The sequence below is a fragment of the Bradyrhizobium sp. Leaf396 genome (assembly GCF_001424605.1).
Classification (GTDB): Bacteria; Pseudomonadota; Alphaproteobacteria; order Rhizobiales; family Xanthobacteraceae; genus Bradyrhizobium; species Bradyrhizobium japonicum_C.
On record NZ_LMQJ01000009.1, the window covers coordinates 55,790 to 75,139 of the forward strand.

21 protein-coding genes, 1 pseudogene and 1 riboswitch are annotated in these 19,350 nt (G+C 64.6%); of the genes and pseudogenes, 9 read left to right on the forward strand and 13 right to left on the reverse strand.

The features are described from left to right. Positions 1-3: 3 nt before the first annotated feature. The 3 genes from moaD to uvrC form a co-directional block, all read right to left on the reverse strand. Positions 4-255: a molybdopterin converting factor subunit 1 gene (gene moaD / locus ASG57_RS10900; RefSeq protein ID WP_024340467.1), complete on the reverse strand. Its 252-nt coding sequence runs from the start codon at positions 253-255 to the stop codon at positions 4-6. Beyond that, complete coding sequence (pgsA, locus tag ASG57_RS10905) at positions 252-869, reverse strand: CDP-diacylglycerol--glycerol-3-phosphate 3-phosphatidyltransferase (protein WP_024340466.1); 618 nt, start codon at positions 867-869, stop codon at positions 252-254. Before pgsA ends, moaD begins: the two co-directional genes overlap by 4 nt. Positions 870-966: 97 nt before the next feature. Then, on the reverse strand, positions 967-3,024 hold the full coding sequence (gene uvrC / locus ASG57_RS10910; protein WP_024340465.1) for an excinuclease ABC subunit UvrC: 2,058 nt from the start codon (positions 3,022-3,024) through the stop codon (positions 967-969). 250 nt (positions 3,025-3,274) lie between these two features. On the opposite strand from uvrC, the gene ASG57_RS10915 reads away from it, so the two are divergent. Continuing rightward, positions 3,275-3,898: an outer membrane protein gene (locus ASG57_RS10915; protein ID WP_024340464.1), complete on the forward strand. Its 624-nt coding sequence runs from the start codon at positions 3,275-3,277 to the stop codon at positions 3,896-3,898. 69 nt (positions 3,899-3,967) lie between these two features. Here the strand turns inward: ASG57_RS10915 and ASG57_RS10920 are convergent, their stop codons facing one another. From ASG57_RS10920 to ASG57_RS10935, 4 genes are all read right to left on the reverse strand, one after another. After that, positions 3,968-4,183: a cold-shock protein gene (locus tag ASG57_RS10920; RefSeq protein ID WP_008544396.1), complete on the reverse strand. Its 216-nt coding sequence runs from the start codon at positions 4,181-4,183 to the stop codon at positions 3,968-3,970. Positions 4,184-4,435: 252 nt separating this feature from the next. Next, positions 4,436-5,296, reverse strand: a complete 861-nt coding sequence (locus tag ASG57_RS10925) for a 23S rRNA (adenine(2030)-N(6))-methyltransferase RlmJ (protein WP_024340463.1) — start codon at positions 5,294-5,296, stop codon at positions 4,436-4,438. 115 nt (positions 5,297-5,411) lie between these two features. Then, positions 5,412-6,116 carry a ribonuclease T2 family protein gene (locus tag ASG57_RS10930; protein WP_024340462.1) on the reverse strand — a complete coding sequence of 235 codons (705 nt, stop codon included), beginning with the start codon at positions 6,114-6,116 and terminating at the stop codon, positions 5,412-5,414. A gap of 105 nt (positions 6,117-6,221) precedes the next feature. Continuing rightward, positions 6,222-6,683 carry a hypothetical protein gene (locus ASG57_RS10935; RefSeq protein WP_024340461.1) on the reverse strand — a complete coding sequence of 154 codons (462 nt, stop codon included), beginning with the start codon at positions 6,681-6,683 and terminating at the stop codon, positions 6,222-6,224. A 185-nt stretch (positions 6,684-6,868) separates the two neighbouring features. Here ASG57_RS10935 and ASG57_RS10940 point away from each other — a divergent pair, with 185 nt between their 5' ends. Both ASG57_RS10940 and ASG57_RS10945 read left to right on the forward strand, forming a co-directional pair. Then, positions 6,869-7,168, forward strand: coding sequence for a hypothetical protein (locus ASG57_RS10940; RefSeq protein WP_024340460.1), 300 nt, complete (start codon positions 6,869-6,871; stop codon positions 7,166-7,168). A gap of 42 nt (positions 7,169-7,210) precedes the next feature. Further along, positions 7,211-7,741 carry a DUF3617 domain-containing protein gene (locus ASG57_RS10945; RefSeq protein WP_024340459.1) on the forward strand — a complete coding sequence of 177 codons (531 nt, stop codon included), beginning with the start codon at positions 7,211-7,213 and terminating at the stop codon, positions 7,739-7,741. 11 nt (positions 7,742-7,752) lie between these two features. Here the strand turns inward: ASG57_RS10945 and ASG57_RS10950 are convergent, their stop codons facing one another. Genes ASG57_RS10950 through ASG57_RS10960 form a run of 3 tightly spaced genes read right to left on the reverse strand, consistent with a single transcriptional unit; the run spans position 7,753 to position 10,430 of the window. Continuing rightward, positions 7,753-9,141 (reverse strand): ATP-binding protein, encoded by a 1,389-nt coding sequence (locus ASG57_RS10950; RefSeq protein ID WP_024340458.1) that lies wholly within the window; start codon positions 9,139-9,141, stop codon positions 7,753-7,755. Positions 9,142-9,159: 18 nt separating this feature from the next. Further along, complete coding sequence (locus tag ASG57_RS10955) at positions 9,160-9,891, reverse strand: response regulator (RefSeq protein ID WP_024340457.1); 732 nt, start codon at positions 9,889-9,891, stop codon at positions 9,160-9,162. Next, a complete protein-coding gene (locus ASG57_RS10960) occupies positions 9,888-10,430 on the reverse strand; it encodes a MarR family winged helix-turn-helix transcriptional regulator (protein WP_024340456.1) in 543 nt (180 codons plus the stop codon). The genes ASG57_RS10955 and ASG57_RS10960 overlap by 4 nt, the downstream gene beginning before the upstream one ends. 338 nt (positions 10,431-10,768) lie before the next feature. Between ASG57_RS10960 and ASG57_RS10965 the strand changes: the two genes are divergently transcribed. From ASG57_RS10965 to ASG57_RS10985, 5 genes and pseudogenes are all read left to right on the forward strand, one after another. Continuing rightward, positions 10,769-11,851, forward strand: coding sequence for a branched-chain amino acid aminotransferase (locus ASG57_RS10965; protein WP_024340455.1), 1,083 nt, complete (start codon positions 10,769-10,771; stop codon positions 11,849-11,851). Positions 11,852-11,987: 136 nt separating this feature from the next. Continuing rightward, positions 11,988-12,512, forward strand: a complete 525-nt coding sequence (locus ASG57_RS10970) for a YegJ family protein (RefSeq protein ID WP_024340454.1) — start codon at positions 11,988-11,990, stop codon at positions 12,510-12,512. Positions 12,513-12,676: 164 nt separating this feature from the next. Continuing rightward, positions 12,677-14,191, forward strand: coding sequence for a histidine--tRNA ligase (hisS, locus tag ASG57_RS10975; protein WP_024340453.1), 1,515 nt, complete (start codon positions 12,677-12,679; stop codon positions 14,189-14,191). 153 nt (positions 14,192-14,344) lie between these two features. Beyond that, positions 14,345-14,551: pseudogene (locus ASG57_RS10980) on the forward strand (tautomerase family protein); the annotation flags it as partial. Positions 14,552-14,661: 110 nt separating this feature from the next. Then, positions 14,662-15,054, forward strand: coding sequence for a thioesterase family protein (locus ASG57_RS10985; RefSeq protein WP_024340451.1), 393 nt, complete (start codon positions 14,662-14,664; stop codon positions 15,052-15,054). An 18-nt stretch (positions 15,055-15,072) separates the two neighbouring features. On the opposite strand, the gene ASG57_RS10990 is transcribed toward ASG57_RS10985, so the two are convergent. The 3 genes from ASG57_RS10990 to ASG57_RS11000 form a co-directional block, all read right to left on the reverse strand. After that, positions 15,073-16,434 carry an NAD(P)H-dependent oxidoreductase gene (locus tag ASG57_RS10990; RefSeq protein ID WP_024340450.1) on the reverse strand — a complete coding sequence of 454 codons (1,362 nt, stop codon included), beginning with the start codon at positions 16,432-16,434 and terminating at the stop codon, positions 15,073-15,075. Positions 16,435-16,501: 67 nt separating this feature from the next. Beyond that, positions 16,502-17,338, reverse strand: a complete 837-nt coding sequence (gene proC / locus ASG57_RS10995; RefSeq protein WP_028145953.1) for a pyrroline-5-carboxylate reductase — start codon at positions 17,336-17,338, stop codon at positions 16,502-16,504. Between the two features lie 190 nt (positions 17,339-17,528). Then, complete coding sequence (locus ASG57_RS11000) at positions 17,529-18,029, reverse strand: type III secretion system chaperone family protein (protein ID WP_024340448.1); 501 nt, start codon at positions 18,027-18,029, stop codon at positions 17,529-17,531. Positions 18,030-18,435: 406 nt separating this feature from the next. Next, positions 18,436-18,595, forward strand: a riboswitch (FMN riboswitch). Positions 18,596-18,672: 77 nt separating this feature from the next. On the opposite strand from ASG57_RS11000, the gene ASG57_RS11005 reads away from it, so the two are divergent. Continuing rightward, complete coding sequence (locus ASG57_RS11005) at positions 18,673-19,239, forward strand: 6,7-dimethyl-8-ribityllumazine synthase (protein ID WP_024340447.1); 567 nt, start codon at positions 18,673-18,675, stop codon at positions 19,237-19,239. Positions 19,240-19,350: the final 111 nt, after the last annotated feature.

Genomic DNA, 19,350 nt, shown 5'->3' on the forward strand with positions numbered 1-19,350 from the left:
AGCCTAGCCGCCCGTCATGGGCGGGAAGAACGCGATCTCGCGGGCGCCCGCGATGGCGGCGTCCGGCTTGACATGGGCGTGGTCGATCGCGGCGCGGATCACCTTCGGCTTCTCGAAGGCATACGCATAGGCCTCGCTCTGACCGGAGAGCCAGGCGATCAGTTCCTCCACCGTGCGCACGCTGGCGGGCGGCTCGATGATCTCCTCCGCCTTGCCGACGCGCTCGCGCACCCAGGCGAAATATTTCACCTTCATCCCTCGTCCTCCTCGATGAGGTGATGGATGCCGGCACGGAAATAGTCGTAGCCGGTGTACATGGTCAGGATCGCCGAAGCCCACAGCAGCGCCAGTCCGATCATCGAGACCACCGGCACCACCTGATCGCCGGCCGGGCCGGCGATCAGGAAGCCGATCGCAACCAGCTGGACCGTGGTCTTCCACTTCGCGAGCTTGGTCACGGGCACGCTGACGCGGAGCGCAGCCAGATATTCGCGCAGGCCGGAGACCAGGATCTCGCGGCACAGGATCACGATGGCGGCCCAAAGCGACCAGCCATGGATGATGCCGTCGGCGGCGAGCATCAACAGGCAGGAGGCGACCAGCAGTTTGTCGGCGATCGGATCGAGCATGCGGCCGAAAGCCGATTGCTGATTCCAGATCCGCGCATAATAGCCGTCGAGGTAATCCGTCACCCCGGCCGCGATGAAAAGGGCGACCGCGAGCCAGCGCAGCCAGAGCGGCTGATCCAGGATCGACTGCGCATAGATGCATCCGACCACGACCGGGATCGCGGCGATCCGGCCATAGGTCAGGATGTTGGGGAGGGACATCGCGCGGCTGGTCGTCCCTCGTGTCGTGGCGATGTTCATCCGTCCTACCAATACCGCTCAAGGCTGAAGGTCAACCGTTCCGCTTCCCAGATGGGGGCGGGATACGACGACCATATGACCGCGGTCCCCCTTTAGTTCACCCCGGCTGGGGATGGAAATACTCGAAAATCCTGCGCGCGCTCTCGGCGCTCACCCCCGGAACCTTGCCGAGATCGGCGATCGACGCCCGTTCGATCTCCTTCAGGGTCCCGAAATGGTGCAGCAAGGCACGTTTGCGTGACGGGCCGATGCCCGGAATTTCCTGCAAACCGGCCTCGCGGATGTCCTTCTTGCGCAGCTTGCGGTGCGAGCCGATGACGAAGCGATGGGCCTCGTCGCGCAGGCGCTGGATGAAATAGAGCACGGGATCGCGCGGCTCGAGCTTGATGGCCTCGCGTTCAGGCATGAAAAGGGTCTCGCGGCCGGCATCCCGGTCAGGCCCCTTGGCGACCGACATCAGCGACACCTGAGTCAGGCCGAGATTTGCAAAGATCTCACGGACGGCGTTGAGCTGGCCGCGGCCGCCGTCGATGATCACGAGGTCGGGCCATTGCGGGAAGTCGTCGTCCTTTCCCTTGGCTACACCCTCTTCGGGCGGATTGATCAGGCGCTTGAAACGGCGCTCCAGCACCTCGCGCATCATGGCGTAATCGTCGCCCGGCGTCAGTCCTTCCGACTTGATGTTGAACTTGCGGTACTGATTTTTCACGAAACCATCAGGACCCGCGACGACCATGGCGCCGACTGCATTGGTGCCCTGGATGTGGCTGTTGTCGTAGACTTCGATGCGCTTGGGCGGGTGCGGCAGGCTCAGCGTCGCGGCCATGGCCTCGAGCAAACGGCTTTGCGTCGCGGTGTCCGCGAGCTTGCGGCCGAGCGCCTCGCGCGCATTGGTCAGCGCGTGGATGACCAGTTCCTTCTTCTCGCCGCGCTTGGGCGCGGTGACCTCGACCTTGTGACCGGCCTTGATCGAGAGGGCATTGGCGAGCAGCTCGCTCTCCTCGATCTTGTGCGAGAGCAGGATGTTCCTCGGCGGCGGCTTGTCGTCGTAGAACTGGGCGAGAAAGGAGCCGAGCACTTCTTCCGGCGTAAAGGTCTTCTCCGCGCGCGGGAAATAGGCCCGGTTCCCCCAGTTCTGGCCGGTGCGGAAGAAGAACACTTCGACACAGGAGAAGCCGCCCTCCTGGTGGATGGCAAATACGTCGGCTTCCTCCACCGTGCGCGGATTGATGCCCTGCTGGGACTGTATCGCCGAAAGCGCGGCGAGGCGGTCGCGGTAGAGCGCGGCGCGCTCGAATTCGAGTTCGCCGGCCGCCTTCTCCATCTCGCCGGCGAGCTCCTGCTTTACGGCATGGCTCTTTCCCGACAGGAAGTCGCTCGCCTCGCGCACCAGAGTTGAATAGCCGCCGAAGTCGATCTCCCGGGTACAGGGACCGGCGCAGCGGCGGATCTGGTGGAGCAGGCAGGGCCGAGTGCGGCTCTCGAAGAAGGAATCGGTGCAGGAGCGGATCAGGAACGCGCGCTGCAGCGCAGTGATGGTGCGGTTGACCGCGCCGGCGGAGGCGAACGGGCCAAAATAGCGGCCGGGCCGGGTCTGGGCGCCGCGATGCTTGAGAATCTGCGGTGCCCAATGATCGCCGGTGATCAGGATGTAGGGAAACGACTTGTCGTCACGCAGCTGGACGTTGAAGCGCGGCCGCAGCTGCTTGATGAGATTGGCCTCGAGCAGCAGCGCTTCGGTCTCCGTCGTGGTCGAGACGATCTCAACGCTCACAGTCGCCGCGATCATGCGCAGGATGCGGGCCGGAAGGGGCGCACTCTGGCGCGCATAGCTGGACAGGCGCTTTTTGACGTTCTTGGCCTTGCCGACATAGAGCACGTCGGCGTTGGCATTGAGCATGCGGTAGACGCCGGGCGAGGTGGGGGCGAGTCGAACCGCGCGTTCGATCGCCTCGTGACCGCTCGCCAGTGGGCCTTCGCCGACCGTACCGCTCTCTTCCAGGATATCCGGCAGCAGCGAATCGTCCTCGTCGTCGCCTGCCGTCGCGGGATCGAGGTCCGGCGCTGCCAGCCCTTCGGGCGGCGCGTCGTTCGCGGCAGCCTGCGGCGACTTGCGCGCGCGGTCGTCCCGGTTGTCGGAGGAATTGTGAACCATGGTGCGAATTTAGGCGCTGGGGGTGCCGATTTGAAGTTCCGGCCCTGCGGCGCGCACAGAGGAGGGCGGCCAGTTCCCGGTAACGCTTCCTTAATTCTGTTAAGCGGGCGGTAACCCGACTTAACAGCCCTTTAACTTAAAACTCTCGATAAATCCTACGCGAAAAGTTTTTGGTTCCGTAACCACGCGACGGGCCGGCGCGGCGGCGCGGGCATCGCCAGGGGTTGCGACAGTTGCGTTGGAGTGAGTGATGAAGAGGCTCGTTGTGGGCGCAGCCGCATTGGTCGCCGCCGGCTGGACGGCTTCGGCACCGGCCGCCGATCTCAATTACGGGCAGCGTGCGCCCTACACCGTCAATCAGCCGCTCAATGCCTATAGCTGGGCAGGTCCCTATCTCGGCGGCAACATCGGCTATGAATGGGGCTCGGTCGACAACAACCCCACGAAGCCGTCGGGCTTCGTGGGCGGTGTGCAGGCCGGTTACAATTTCCAGAACGGTCCGTGGGTGTTCGGCGTCGAGGGCGACATCCAGGCGGCCGGTGCCGACGACACCTTTGCGCCGTGGAAGTTCTCCAACCCGTGGTTCGGCACCCTGCGCGGCCGCGCCGGCTATGCCTTCAGCAACGTTCTCTTCTATGGCACCGCCGGTCTCGCCTTCGGCGAGTTGCGCGGCCAGACCTTCGGCTGGGCGGAGTCGCATACGACTGCGGGTTGGACCATCGGTGCCGGCGCGGAAGTGGGCCTTGCGTCGAACTGGAGCGTCAAGCTCGAATATCTCTACATCGATCTGTCGACGAGCCAGTTCGCAATTACGGGGGTGTCAAACGGCTATAGCGCCAGCGTTGTGCGCGCAGGCGTGAACTATCACTTCTGATAGTGAAGAAGAAAATACCGGACCAGCCTCCCGGCCGCTTGCGGCCGGGATTTTTTTGCTCAGGACCCGCTAGGAGAGGATCACCAGATTGACCGCCTTCGGTCCCTTCCCCTTCTTGTCCGGTTCGACTTCGAAAGTAATACGCTGTCCTTCGGCAAGATCCTTCAGTCCCGCCCGCTCGACGGCGGTGATGTGAACGAAGACATCGCGACCGCCGTCGTCAGGCTTGATGAAGCCGTAGCCGCGCTCGCCGTTGAAGAACTTGACCGTTCCCGTCATGGCCATCGGGAAACTCCCCCTCATTGCTCCTCCGCCGCGACGCAGACTCACGTCGCGACATGACCGGGCGTTACGGAGCCCGGGAGCTGGCCATCCTTGGACGGACCTCATCGGTCCGACGGGATCTTTCTTAGGGCCTTCACTCCGCCGCAACCATTCGCGGAAGCGGAACGTAAAGCCAGTCACGGAAACAGCATAATACGGTTCGTTGCAGATTGACTACCGGTCCTGCATATTTTTCCCAAGAACGCCGAAGCGTTACGGCCTCGGCACCTCAAGTCGGAATCTGGCAGCTCCGCCCTGGCCCAGCGGCATTTCCAGCTCGGGCAGGATGGTCTTGAGTTCGCCCTGTAGCGTGTAGGGCGGATTGACGATCAGAAGCCCGGCGGAGGTGAGAGCCTTGCTATCGGCCTGCGGCGCGACACTGAATTCGAGGCGCAGGCATTTTCCCGGCGGTTTTGCTGCAGCTGCGAGCCGCGCCACCGTCTGGGCCAGCGTGTCGGTGGCGCGCCGGCTCTTGGCGGGGTACCAAATTACATAGATACCGGTCGGCCATTTCGCGAAGGCGACCGAGAAGGTTTCGCCAAGCCGTTCGAACTCGTCCTTGGCCTCGAAGGGCGGATCGATCAGCACGAGGCCGCGCCGCTCCTTCGGCGGCACGAAGGCAGGCAGTGCCACCCAGCCGTCGAGATCGACCACGCGGGCCTGCTCGTCGCGGCGCAGCGCGTCGATCAGAGCCTTGCGTGCCTTCGGCTCGAGCTCGCAGGCGACGAGCCGGTCCTGCGGCCTGAGTAGGCCCCGGGCAATCAGGGGCGAGCCCGGATAAGCCCTGAGCTCGCCCTTCGGATTGAAGGCACGGACGATGTCGAGATAGGGCTTGGTCAGCGCTGCGGTCTCGTTCGACAGGCGCGCCTGCATCAGCCGCGCAATGCCGGTCAGCCACTCGCCGCTCCGGCGCGCCTCGTCGCTATCGAGGTCGTAGAGGCCGGCGCCGGCGTGGGTATCGATGACGCGGAATGCGGCCGGCTTGTCCTGCAGATAAGTGAGGATGCGCGCCAGCACGATGTGCTTGATGACATCTGCGAAGTTGCCGGCGTGAAAGGCGTGTCGGTAGTTCATGGCGGAGAGTTACGACATCGCGCGATGAAAGTAACTGCCGTCAATCCGGGGCACGCGAAGTGTGAACCCGAAATCTACGAGATTCCCGTCCGGTACTAACTCGCCACGGCGGCCTTCACCCACCTCTGATCGGTGGCATCGTCACCTGGTCGCGGCGACAGGCGCGGCGTTCGATCTCGTCGCACGCGCGGAATTGCAGATCCTTGCTGAGGCAGATGCGGACCTCGGAGAGCCGTGTCCGGTTGCAGGTGACCGAGATGGCGGCATTGCTGAGACCCGGATTGGCCTGGACGAAGGCCTCCTCGACCTCCGCCGGCGAGACGGTCTTGGCTTGCGACAGATCGAGATAATCGGCCGGGATCTTGATCGCGGCCCGTGCCTTCCGGATCGTCTCGAAATAGCTGCGGCCCTCGAGCCCGGAGCAGGTGCCGTGCTTGTCCCATTCGTTGAAGATCAAGCCCGGCGCCGGCATCAAGTCGAGCATGGAGGAGACGATGTTGCGATTCAGCCGCGGGGCCGGCCGCTTGCAATATTCCGGAAAACCGCTCTCGTATTGCGGCCATAGCCCATGCACGACAAAGGCATAGGGCCGTCCGCCGCATTGCATCTGCGAACGGCCGCCGCGCTCGGCGGCTTCCTCGCAGAAGGAGGGCGACCATGACAGCGCCAGCACATAGAAATCGAATTCACCGGGCGCGTTCTGCCGCTTGTCCTGAGCCCTTGCGTCGCTTGCGAATGAGGCCAGGCCTGCAGCAAGCATCATGGAAAGGGTCAGCGAGATCACGAGGCGGGAGAATGAATGCAATCTGGAATGAAACATGGCGACGCCCCTCAACTAGACTGTGCAAGCAAGCCTAGCAGGCGATGAGAACATTTCAAGAACAAAATTGATGCGGCCACGGTCGAGCAGCCAGCGCAGTCCGAATCAGGGCTTGGCGGCGCGGCATGCCGGATTGTAGGCCCAGTTGCGGTCGAGCCCAACCACGCACCATTCGACGCCATTGCCGTAACCGGCAAAGCCACCGTCTTCGATGAGCGAGAAATGCACCTTGCGCACCTTGCCGTCATTGAGGATAGCGTCGGCGGCGCAATACCGGCGCGGAATGTTGTCGGACTGCCAGGGGCGGAATGCGACTTCGCGAACGGCGGAGAAGCCGGTGATCTTCAAAGGGGAATTCCAGAACGAGCTTTCTTTCTCCCAGAACTGGGTGGCGATCGTCGGCAGCGCCCTGTCGCAATCGGCAACAGTGCCGTCATAGCGCGGCCCGCTCAGCCAGAAATTCATCTCGAGCGGATTGGCAGCCTTGGCCTCGCCGAGCGTCAGCGCTCCGAACATGAGGCCGAGCACGGCGGCGAAGCGAAGCGATTTCAGGGAGGGGGCGCGCATGGTCAATCCAGACAGCTCAAGTCTTGCGAAGGTCGGACGGTGACGCGAAGGCCGGGGCAGGTCAAGTGCAGCGCGGCAACACTTGGCCAGGAGTTGACTGCAACGCTGCCGCCCACAGGGCTTCAGTTCTTTTCATGGCGATCACGGCACCGTAGACTGCCCTCCAGCCAATTGGAGTGACGGGAATGCGAATCATTGCGGCCGCGGGCCTTCTTGCCAGCCTGGTTGTCCCGGGCATGATGGCGAGCCAGTCGGCGCGTGCCGACTACGTGCCGCCGTTCAAGGGCAACGACACCGGCGGCATCATCGCTTACTCGATGGCGACCCAGGTCGATGCGCGTCAGGTCGCGGTCGATCACTGCGCGCGCTACGGCAAGGTGGTGAAATTCCTGGCCGTGCAGCCCTATGAGGGCGGCTACATCTCGTTCTCCTGCCGCTGGGTGCCCTATGGCGCCGCCGAGCAGCCGATCCGCACGCTCTACTGAGACGCTGTCGTCACGCCGCAATTCTCGGCCGGGAGCCTCCACATGACGCGCAAACTCGCTTTGCTCGGCTCGCTGCTTTGCCTCGTGTTCTCCGCAGGCAGAGCCAGCACCGACGACCTGCCGGTGCGCAAGGCCGGTCTTTGGGAAATGAAACTGGTCACATCAGGCTCGCCCGTGCCTGAGATGACCATGCAGCACTGTACCGACGAGACCGTCGACAAGGAGATGAGCAACAACGTCTCCCCGATGGCCAAGCAGATTTGCGCCAAGCAGGAGATCAAGAAGACCGCGACCGGCTATGTCAGCGATTCCGAGTGCAGCGTCGCGGGCGTCAGCACGACGTCGCATGCCGAGATCACTGGCGACTTCAATTCGGCCTATACAATGAAGACCACCTCCCATGCGCAAGGCGGCGTCGCCGGCGCGGCGGGGCGCGATACCACCATGACGCTGCAAGCCAAATGGTTAGGAGCTTGCAAGCCCGACCAGAAGCCGGGCGACATCGTGATGCCCGGCGGCTTCAAGATGAACGTGCGCGACATGGACAAGCTGAAGGCGCTGCTTCCGAAGTAGGGCCATGGCGGCTACACCGGAATCCGGACGCTCGCCCTCAATCCACCCATCGGGCTGTCGCCGAGCGTGATATCGCCGCCGTGGGTGCGGGCGATGTCGCGGGCGATCGCGAGACCAAGGCCGGTGCCGCCTTCGTCCTGGTTGCGGGCGTTGTCCAGCCGCAGGAACGGCTTGAACACCTCTTCGCGCAAGTGAGCGGGAATGCCCGGGCCGTCGTCGTCGACGGTGACGGTCAAATAGCGGTGATCGCGCTGGCCGGTGATGGCGATGTTCTTGCCGTAGCGTGCCGCATTGGTGACGAGGTTGGCGAGGCAGCGCTTGAACGAGGCCGGCTTCACCGTCACCACAGGCAGGCCGTGGAAGGCGACGGTTGCGCTGTGGCCGTGGCGTTCGGCATCGCTGCGCAGCTCCTCGAGCGCCTGCGCCATGTCGGTCGGCTGCGACTGCTCGCCGGTATCGCCGCGGGCGAAGGCGAGATAGTCCTCCAGCATCATGGACATCTCGTCGACGTCCTTGCGCATGCCCTCGAGCTCGGGGCTGTCGCCGATCAGCGCGAGCTCGAGCTTGAAGCGGGTCAGGATGGTGCGCAGGTCGTGGCTGACGCCGGCGAGCATCGCGGTGCGCTGCTCCATCGTGCGCTCGATGCGCGATTTCATTTCGAGGAAGGCGACTGCGGCGCGCCGCACCTCGCGTGCGCCCCTCGGACGGAAATTTGGCGCCTCGCGGCCCTTGCCGAAGCTTTCGGCGGCATCGGCGAGGCGCAGGATCGGCTTGATCTGGTTGCGCAGGAACAGCACCGCGACGATCAACAGGATCGACGACGTGCCGACCATCCAGAACAGGAAGATCTCCGAGTTGGAAGCGTAGGCGGCGCTGCGCTGCGCGAACACGCGCATCACGGCATCGTCCAGCTGGATGCGGATCTCGACCAGATTGGAGCGGCCGACCGTGTCGATCCAGAACGAGCGGCCGATCTGGCGGCCGAGCTGCACCGACAGCGTCTGGTCGAGCAGCGAGAAGAACGGCTTCGGCCCTGGCGGCGGCATATCGCCGGCAGGCAGGAAGTCGACGACGAGGCCGAGCCGCTGCTGGGCGATGCGGCGGATCTGGTCGCGATCCCGGTCCTGCGGATAGCCCTTGTAGACGTCGATGAGTGCGGCGATGTCCTGCACCACAGCGGCCGACAGGCGGCGCGTCACCGTGTTCCAGTGCCGCTCCATGAACACGAACGCGACGACCGATTGCAGGATCACCATAGGCACGATCATGATCAGGAGCGCGCGAGCGTAGAGGCCGGTCGGCATCCAGCCCTTGAACGCGTTGCCCATCCAGCCATTGGCGGCGGAGACGCGGCCGGCAGCGCTCTTGAGCAGCGTCAGGCCGGTATCGATCGTGCTCATCTGGCGCGCTTCACTGCGTTAGGGCGAGGCCACCAGCCGGTAGCCGATGCCGCGCACCGCCTGGAGGAATAGCGGATTGGCGGGATCGGTCTCGATCTTGCGCCTGAGGCGGTTGATCTGCACGTCGACGGCGCGCTCGTTGACGCTGCCGTTCCCGGTCAGTGCGCTACGTGGCACGGTCTCGCCCGGTGTCTCCGAGAGAATGCGCAGCATCTCGCGCTCGCGGTCGGTGAGGTGGATGACCTCCTCGCCCTGGCGCAGTTCGCCGCGCTCCAGATGGTAGACGTAGGGACCGAAGGCGATCTTCTCCACGGTCGCGGCCTGCGGCGGCGGGGCGGCGCGCTTGAGGATGTTGTTGATGCGCAGCGCAAGCTCGCGCGGCTCGAACGGCTTTGCCACGTAATCATCGGCGCCGATCTGCAGGCCTTCGATACGGGCTTCCGCCTCGTGCCGCGCCGTCAGCATCACGATCGGAACCGAGGAGGAGGTGCGGATGAAGCGGGCGAGGTCGAAGCCGGTCTCGCCCGGCATCATCACGTCGAGGATCAGGAGGTCGAAATGCAGGCCCAGCAGTTTCGAGCGCGCATCGCCAGCGCTCGCCGCGGTGGTGACCCGGTATCCTTCGCTGGCAAGAAAGCGCGAGAGCAGATCGCGGATGCGGCGGTCGTCATCGACCAGAAGCAAATGTGGGGCGTCGTCGGCGGGTTGCACCGGCGGGCGGGCGAGCGTGGCAGCGAGCGGCACGGTCACTCCTTGGCGTCGTGGTTGACGGAAGCGAAGATCGTCTCGAGCACCTTGTCCGGATCGTCGCGGTCGATCATCGCGCGAAGGAAGCGCTTCACGGTCTCGGCGTCCTGCGGCGTCATCTCGGCAAGCGCCCTGGTGATGCGCGTGGTCTGAAGTCCGGCGAGCTTCTGCACCAGCGCCTCGCCCTTCGGCGTCGCATAGAGCAGACGCTGGCGGCGATCATTGTCGCCGGTCTTCTGCACGATATAGCCTTCATCCAGGAGCTGCTTGAGCACGCGGCCGAGCGACTGTTTCGTGATGCGCAGAACGTCGAGGAGATCGGCAACCTTGAGCCCGGGATAGCGATAGACGAAGTGCATCACCCGGTGATGGGCGCGGCCGAAGCCGAAAGCCTCGAGCTCCTGGTCGGGGTCGCCGACGAAATCGCGATAGGCGAAGAAGAGCAGCTCGATGATATCCCAGCGCAAATTGCCTCCGTCATCGGCCGCCGGCCGGGGCACGGCAGCGTCGGGAGACGAAGTGGCGAAATTTATGTCAGGCATATTGACGTATCTTGGGTTCAATGTTACAAAACCATAAGCCCGCACGAAATTTTAGATCGTTTCGCGTCGGGTGGCATCGGAGCCACGCGGCCTGAGAGTGCCGGACAGGCGACGACGGCCGAAACAGATCTACCGTGCGATTGTCGAGCGGCATTTCGGCAAAACATACTGGACTTCCGCCTTCCGCAAAAGCATGTCCTCGGCGGCATGCTGGCCACGGAAACCGGCCGTAACAAGGCTGGCGGCGATCCGGCAGAAACCAATCAAAGCCAGCCGGGCCCGGAGCGGGCAGGGCGGGCGCCAGAACAGCGCCGCCACCGGCAGCGGGAGGCAAGGACATGACCATGAAATTCGATATCCAGCCCGCATCCAATCCAACCCCTGAAAAGGACCGCGTCGCCAAGCTGGTGGACCCCGGCTTCGGACGGGTCTTCACCGATCACATGGCGATTGTCCGCTACAATCAGGCCAAGGGCGGCTGGTATGAAGCCAAGATCGAGGCGCGCGCCAACTTCCAGCTCGATCCGGCCGGTGCCGTCCTGCACTACGCCCAGGAAATCTTCGAAGGCCTGAAAGCCTACAAGCGCGACGACGGCGGGGTGAACCTGTTCCGGCCGGACGCCAATGCGCGACGGTTCAGGGACTCGGCCGACCGCATGGCAATGGCCCAGCTTCCGGAAGACGTCTTCATCGAGGCCGTCGAGCAGGTCGTGCGCATCGATCGCGCCTGGATGCCGGGCGGCGAGGGCAGCCTTTACTTGCGTCCTTTCATGATCGCGAGCGAGACCTTTCTCGGCGTCAAGCCGTCGTCCGAATACATCTTTGCGGTCATCGCTTCGCCGGTCGGCTCCTACTTCAAGGGCGGCCCTGCGCCGGTCTCGATCTGGGTGTCGGAGAACTACACGCGCGCTGCGGTCGGCGGCACCGGCGCCGTCAAGTGCGGCGGCAACTATGCCGCCAGCCTGCGCGCCCAGGCCGAGGCCATGCAGCACGGCTGCGATCAGGTCGTCTTCCTCGATGCGATCGAGCGCCGATACGTCGAAGAGCTCGGGGGCATGAACGTGTTCTTCGTGTTCGACGACGGCTCGCTGTCGACGCCGCCCCTCGGCACCATTCTGCCCGGCATCACCCGCGACTCCATCATCACGCTGGCGCGCGACGCCGGCAAGACCGTGCGGGAGGAGCCGTATTCGCTCGAGCAGTGGCGCAAGGATGCGGCGAGCGGCAGGCTCAAGGAAGCCTTTGCCTGCGGCACGGCAGCCGTGATCTCGCCGATCGGCAAGGTTCGTTCGGTGAGCGGCGATTTCGAGATCGGCGGCGGCGCCGCCGGCCCCGTGGCCATGGGCCTGCGCAAGCAGCTGGTCGACATCCAGTACGGCCGCACCAACGATCCGCACAACTGGATCCGCAAGGTGTTCTGAGGGACGTCGAAACGTTTCCCCTTTCTGATCAGGAGAGGGGAAACGTGCAATGCTTGTGGCTTATCATGCACTGAACGCACCGCCATAACTCGGCGACAAAGCCAGGATACATCAAGGCATCCTGGATATCGCGATCATGGCAACCAAGCTCTCGCAGCCCATCAAGTGGGTCGTTCTCGCCGCAATCACCGGCGTCTCCGTCTTCGGCATCCTGACCGTCGGCCCCACGCACGAGGTCGTCGCGCAAGACCGCTCGCCGATCGTCGACGTGCGCACCTCCGATCCCGAGATGAACGCCGCGATCGTACGCGCCCGTGCCACGCTCCCGACCTTCTGGGCCTCCTATGAGTCGCCCAAGCCGTCCGAGGCCGGGCATTCCCTCAAGGTCCGCTTCTCGACCCGGAAGGGCGGGGAGCACATCTGGATCGGTGAGGTGAAGAAGCAGCCCGACGGGACCTTGACCGGCCTCTTCGCCAACGAGCCGCGCGACATGCCGGGCAAGCGGGCCGGCGATAAAGTCGCGTTCGGGGAAGCTGACATCTCGGACTGGATGTTCATGCGAAACGGCAAGATCGTCGGCGGCGAAACCATCAAGCCGACGCTGAAATTCCTGCCGAAGGCCGATGCCGATGCCCTGAGGGCCCGGCTGGAGACGCCGTAGGACGGAGCGTCATTCCGGGGCGCCGGAAGCGCGAACCCTGGTGCGCAATTGCGCACCTGAGGATTGCGAGATTTCCGGGTTCGGTGCTTGCGCATCGCCCGGGAATGACGGCGTTCCCCAAGCCCCCCGTTGCCGCCCTGCGTCCCGGCTGGTAAACGCCGCGCATGGCCGAGAAACCCAAGAAACCGCAGAAATTGAAGGCGCGCCTGCCGCGCGGGCTGGAGGATCGCGATCCCTCAGCGATCCGGGCGACGCGCGAGATGGTCGAGAGGATCCGCGCCGTCTACGAGCTCTACGGCTTCGAGCCCGTGGAGACGCCGGCGATGGAATACACCGACGCGCTCGGCAAATTCCTGCCCGACCAGGACCGCCCGAACGAGGGCGTGTTCTCGTTCCAGGACGACGACGAGCAGTGGATCAGCCTGCGCTACGATCTCACCGCGCCGCTCGCCCGCTACGTCGCAGAAAACTTCGACACGCTGCCAAAGCCCTACCGCAGCTATCGCGCCGGCTACGTGTTCCGCAACGAAAAGCCCGGCCCGGGCCGTTTCCGCCAGTTCATGCAGTTCGATGCCGACACCGTCGGCTCGGCCACGCCGGCGGCGGACGCCGAGATTTGCATGATGGCGGCGGACACGATGGAAGCGCTCGGCATTGCACGCGGCCAGTATGTCGTGAAGGTCAACAATCGCAAGGTGCTGGATGGCGTTCTGGAAGCCATCGGGCTCGCGGGTGACGAAAACGCAGGCCGCAGACTGACCGTCCTGCGCGCGATCGACAAGCTCGACAAGTTTTCTGCCGACGAAGTGCGCAAGCTGCTCGGTCCCGGACGATGGGACGGCGGCGAGGAAGGCAAGGGCGACTTCACGAAAGGCGCCAATCTGAGTGCGGCGGAAGCTGACGTTGTTCTCGCCATCACCAAGCCGCGCGACGATTGGAAAGAGGCCATTGCGGCGGCGGAAACCTACCTCGCCAAGAGCGAAGTCGGTCAGGCCGGCGTGAACGAGCTGGAAGAGATCGCCCGGCTGGTCACGGCGTCCGGTTATGACGCGGATCGCATCAAGATCGATCCCTCCGTCGTGCGCGGCCTCGAATATTACACCGGCCCCGTCTACGAGGTCGAACTCCTGCTCGACACCAAGGACGAGAAGGGCCGCCCCGTACGGTTCGGCTCGGTCGGTGGTGGTGGCCGCTACGACGGCCTCGTCTCGCGCTTCCGGGGCGAGCCGGTGCCGGCGACCGGTTTCTCGATCGGGGTGTCGCGGCTGCAGGCCGCATTGACGCTGCTCGGCAAGCTCGACACGCGGCCGGAATTCGGGCCCGTCGTCGTCACCGTGTTCGACCGCGACCGCGTCGCCGACTATCAGAAGATGGTCGCATCCTTGCGCGCAGCCGGTATCCGCGCCGAACTCTATCTCGGCAATCCCAAGAACATGGGCAATCAGCTCAAATACGCCGACCGCCGTAACTCGCCATGCGTGATCATCCAGGGCTCGGATGAAAAGGCGCGTGGCGAGGTGCAGATCAAGGACTTGATCGAAGGCGCCAAGGCGGCGGCAGCGATCGCCTCCAACCAGGAATGGCGTGAGACTCGCCCGGCGCAATTCTCGTGCAGCGAGGCCGACCTCGTCGCCAAGGTGCGCGAGGTGCTGGCGCGCCATGACGTGAGTTGGGGCTAGCCATTCGCCGCGATCGTCATGCGCGGGCTTGACCCGCGCATCCATCTTCAAAATGATGGACTGCCGGATGCAGACGAGTGTACGTAGTCTGCAAGAGCAGACGACTACGCCGGGCAATGACGAAGCAGGCAATACCGAAGCAGCAGGGAGACAACGATGCCTGAGATCACCATCAGCATGGCCGAAGGCCGCACCGACGAGCAGAAGGCCGGCATGATGCGCGACATCACCCAGGCACTGGTGAAGAATCTCGGCGTCGATGCCGAAGCCGTCGTCATCCAGATCAACGAGGCCCCGCTCCGCCACAAGATGAAGGGCGGCAAGACTTTCGTGGAGCGCGCGGCGGCGGCGAAGAAGTGACGCGTTAGCGTCATTCCGGGCACCCGCCAGGGCTGAACCCGGAATCTCGATCGACAATCCCTGGATTCCGGGTTTGCGCTTCGCGCGTGCCGGAACGACGAGCGGTACCCATGGACGCACGCGACTTCATCAAGCCCGGCATGAGCGCCGAGCGCACGCTGGTGGTGCCGACCGAGCGCACCGTCGGGCACTTCGTGCCCGGCATGCCCATGGTTTACGCGACACCGATGATGATCCTGGAGATGGAAATGACCTCGGGCGATGCGATCCGCGCCGCGCTCCAGCCAGGCTGGGTGACCGTGGGCACCGAGGTCGACATCCGCCATCTCGCTGCCGCCCTCGTCGGCGCAACCGTGCGGACCACCGCGAAGGTGGTCGCGGTCGAGCGCCGCGTCATCCGCTTCGAGGTCGAGGCGTTCGAAGGCACGCGCAAGCTCGGTGAAGGCCACCATGCGCGCGGACTGGTCAATGTCGAGATGTTCAACAAACGGCTCGGAGCCTAGCGCGGCCGTGGACTTCGCCTAACCCACCTTTCGGGCTTGTGGAGACGAATACGACGTTTCCTGCTCCTTGCGGAGACGCACGGCAGGCAGCCTCTCGTCAATCGTCACATCCGCCCAGGTGATACAGGCGTCTTTGGCGACCGCCTTGGTCAATCGCACATTGTGCGCAAGCCCGAGCGGCAGATAGCCCTTTTCAAGCGAGGTGCTGGCGGGCGTCAGCTTGCCGAAGACGGTGTAGCCGCCTTCTCCGTCGAGCGTGTCTCCCTCGCGCAAGTCCTTCTTGGCTGTGGCGGCAACATCGGCGTTGAACGTCGTGGCAACGCCTGTCGCCTCGTTGCGCAGAGCGATCGAGGCAACTGAAATTCCAAGCTCCAGCCCTATGAGATGCCACTTCTTGTAGGAGCTCATGTAACGACCGCTTGGATCGGTGACGACGCTGTATTCCTGGAAACAGTTGCGGATGTAATCGCTGTCGCCTTCGAAACAGACCCACACGCCCTTGCGGATGTCGTTGGGGATGGGTCTGCCTTCGGCCGTCAGGCAGGACACGACCTCGACTTGGCCCTTGGATTCCAGGATGCCGCCCTCCGAACGGGGGCGCATCAGCGTCGGGATGTCGTCGACCGATCCCGGTGGGAATGCGAGGCCATGCGAGGGCGCCTTCAGGCCTGTTGCGTTCGCGATTGCGGCGGATTCGATCGCAGGCTTGGAGCCGTCGAGGAACGCGTTGAACATCTTTGGATTCATGCCGCCGCGCGCAGCTTGCTCGGCAGACAATCCCCAGTGATCCCAGACCGTTTCGGGCGTCGATTCCCGGTAATGCGGCAGCCATTTGTGGCCGCGGCCCGCTGCCACGACGGGAAATCCGCAGGCCCTCGCCCAATCTACGAGGTCGCAAGCGAGGGCCGGCTGATCGCCATAGGCGAGGCTGTAGATCACGCCGGCCTGCCTGGCTCTCTGCGCGAGGATCGGTCCGCAGAAGGCGTCGGCCTCGACGGTCACGTTGATGACGGCCTTGCCTGCAGAGAAGGCGCCGAGGCAGTGCTCGACCGCCGCGACAGGATTGCCGGTGCACTCGGCAATCACCTCGATGCCTTCGCACTTCACAAGCGCTTCCCAGTCGTCGGTCAGGAAGGTCGTGCCGTTCTTGAGAGCATCGCCGAGCGAGGCCGCGGCGAATTGCTCCGTGCGCCAGCCCACCCGGTTCAGGTTTTCGCGGGCACGCGATGGAGACAGGTCGGCAATTCCGACGAGATGGACGCCCGGCGTACGCAGGACCTGATGAAGATACATTGCGCCGAATTTGCCCGCCCCGATCAGTCCGATCTTGATGGGGCGCCGCTCGGCCTGTCGTTCCAGAAGTTTTGCGTAGAGGTTCACGATCGCTCTCCCTATCGGCGACAGCCGGGATCGCCGCGCATTCGGCCGCCGAGGTGCCCTGATCCGTCTACTTCGCCAGTTCCTTCGACCGCTTTGTCGCCGCGGCGATCGCGCGGATCATCAGCTCGCGCAGGCCGGGCTCGCCCATGAGCACGCTGAGCGCCGCCGCGGTGGTGCCGCCGGGCGAGGTGACATTCTGGCGCAGTGTGCTCGCAGCAAGCTCCGATCGGTGCAGCAGCTCGCCGGAGCCCGCGACCGTCTCGCGCGCGAGCTTCGTCGCCAGCGCTTCGGGCAGGCCCGCCTCGACCCCGGCGCGGGCGAGCTCCTCGGCAAGCAGGAACACATAGGCGGGGCCCGAGCCGGAGACGGCGGTGACCGCGTCCATCAGGGCTTCGTCTTCGACCCATTCGACCGAGCCGGTGGCGCGCAGCAGCGCGTCGGCCACCGCGCGCTGCCCGGCATTGACGTTCTTCGCCGCAACCGCGACGGTGATGCCGCGGCCGATCGCGGCCGGCGTGTTCGGCATCGCGCGGACCACGGCGCCGCCGCAGACCTCATCGAGCGAGGCGATCGTGGTGCCCGCCATGATCGAGACCACCGAGGTCTTGTCCGAGATGAACGGTTTCAGCTTGGCGCGGGCCTCGCGGAACATCTGCGGCTTCACCGCGACGACCAGCGTCTCGACCGGGCCGGCGGTCTTCACATCGGGATTGAGCACGACGCCCTTGGCGGCCAGTGCGGCGATCTCGGGCGCGATGTGCGGATCGACCACCGCGACCCGCCGTGGATCGAGTCCGCCTGCCAGCCATCCCGTCAGCATCGCGCCGCCCATCTTGCCGGCGCCGGCGAGGAGGATGGTACCGGTGATGTTTTGGAGGGTGCTGCTATCTGCCACTGCGATCACCTTAGCAAACGGTGCCGTCCCTGCGAACGCAGGAACCCATAACCACGACTGGTTCTAGGGGATGGAGCGCAGGGCAACAAGCGTCGTGCCACGAGGCATCGGGCGGTGTGGGTTCCGGATCATCGCGCCGCTCGTCCGGGACGACGACGACCAGGGAGCTGTCGCGCCTCTCTCACGACATCCGAGAGCCCTACGCCTCTCCGACCGTGTCGAACATCGCGGCGTCCATGGCCTGTGTGGTGGTCTTGCCGGCCCAGACCACGAACTGGAACGCGGGGAAGTAGCGCTCGCAGGCGTGGATGGCGCCGGCCAGCATGGCTTCGCACTGCGCCGTCGAGGCGGTGAGGCCGCCCGGCAGCACAAGGGCCTGGCGATGCATGACCATGCCGGTGTTGGTCCACAAGTCGAAATGGCCGACCCACAGCTGCTCGTTCACGGCGGCGACGAGCCGCTGCACCTCGCCGCGCCGGGCGGGCGGGATCTTCATGTCGAAGGCGCAGGCCAGATGCAGCGCCTCGATCTCGCCCATCCAGGTGAAGGAGAGCTGATAGTCGGTCCATTGTCCCTTCGAGACAATCGTGAGTTCGTCTTCGCCGGAGCGTTCGAACGGCCAGTTGTTGCTGGCAGCGATGTCCTCGACCACCGCAAGCGGATGGCTTCTGGAATCGATAGCGCCTTCGAGCAGGGACATGCCGTCTCGACCTCTTGCCTTCTTGTTGTCCTTGATACGCACGCGGTTGGGCCCGGCGCGCGCTACCTAGACGCTAACCGCGATCTCCGGAGTCGCTCTCGCGATCCCCTCGGATCAGCGCGGGCCTGTCGCGGATCAAGTGATGTGATTTGCGGAATCTGCGCAACGGGGTCGCGAGTCCGTCCACAAGCCAGGACTCGTTCGTCCACAGCTCATCTCCGCCACAATCCTTAACGGATGAGAACAAATCGGAATCGGATTCGGCAAAAGACGCCGAGCGCAGTTCCGCCAGGCGAGCCGAGTCGCCGTGACGGCATGGGACCATGCGCTTGGCCCATGCGGAACATGCTTGCCGCGCCGGCTCGCCGGCTGCATATTTCCCGATAGGCCGTTCATTCCGGGCGGCCGATGTTCTCAGGGCGGGGTGAAAGTCCCCACCGGCGGTAAGGGCCGAAAAGGCCTAAGCCCGCGAGCGCTTTCCGTGAGGGGTATCCCGCAGGGAAGGGTCAGCAGATTCGGTGCAATTCCGAAGCCGACGGTTAAAGTCCGGATGAAAGAGAACGGTCGGTGGCAGACGCATCGCAAGGTGCGGCTGTTTGTCGTTCCGTGTGCCCTGATTCTGGTCCTTAAACCGAGGAAAGCCATGAATCAGATGTTGCAAGATCCCCAAGCCGAAACCTCCCAAACAGAGCCCACGCAGGTTCCCGCAGACCTGCCGCCGGCGCCCGACCATCCGCGTTTCGCCAAGCCGCAGCGGGTGGCCTTCGTGCAGGCCTGCTGGCACCGCGACGTGGTCGAGGAAGCCCGCATCGCCTTCCTGAAGGAGGCGGAAGCGCGCCATCTCACCCACGTCGACGTGTTCGAGGTGCCGGGCTCGTTCGAGATCCCGCTGCACGCGCAGGTCCTCGCCAAGACGCGGCGCTACACCGCGATCGTCGCGGCCGGCCTCGTCGTCGACGGCGGCATCTACCGCCACGAGTTCGTCGCTGACACCGTGATCAAGGCGCTGATGGACGTGCAGCTGCGCACCGAGGTGCCGGTGTTCTCGGCCGTGCTGACGCCGCAGCAATTCCATGAGACCGAGGTCCACTACGACTTCTTCCGCAAGCATTTCGCCATCAAGGGCGTGGAGGTCGCGGCAGCCTGTGCGGAGACGTTGCTTGGTCTGGAGCGCCTGCGCGGCCAGGTCGCTGCGGGAATCGTTGGATAGGCGATGGCCATTCCGGGCCGCGCGACGCGCGTGCCCGGAATCGGTGCATCGACATCGATTGCGGCAAGATGGATTCCGGGCCCGGCGCCGCCGCGCCGCCCGCGCTTCGCG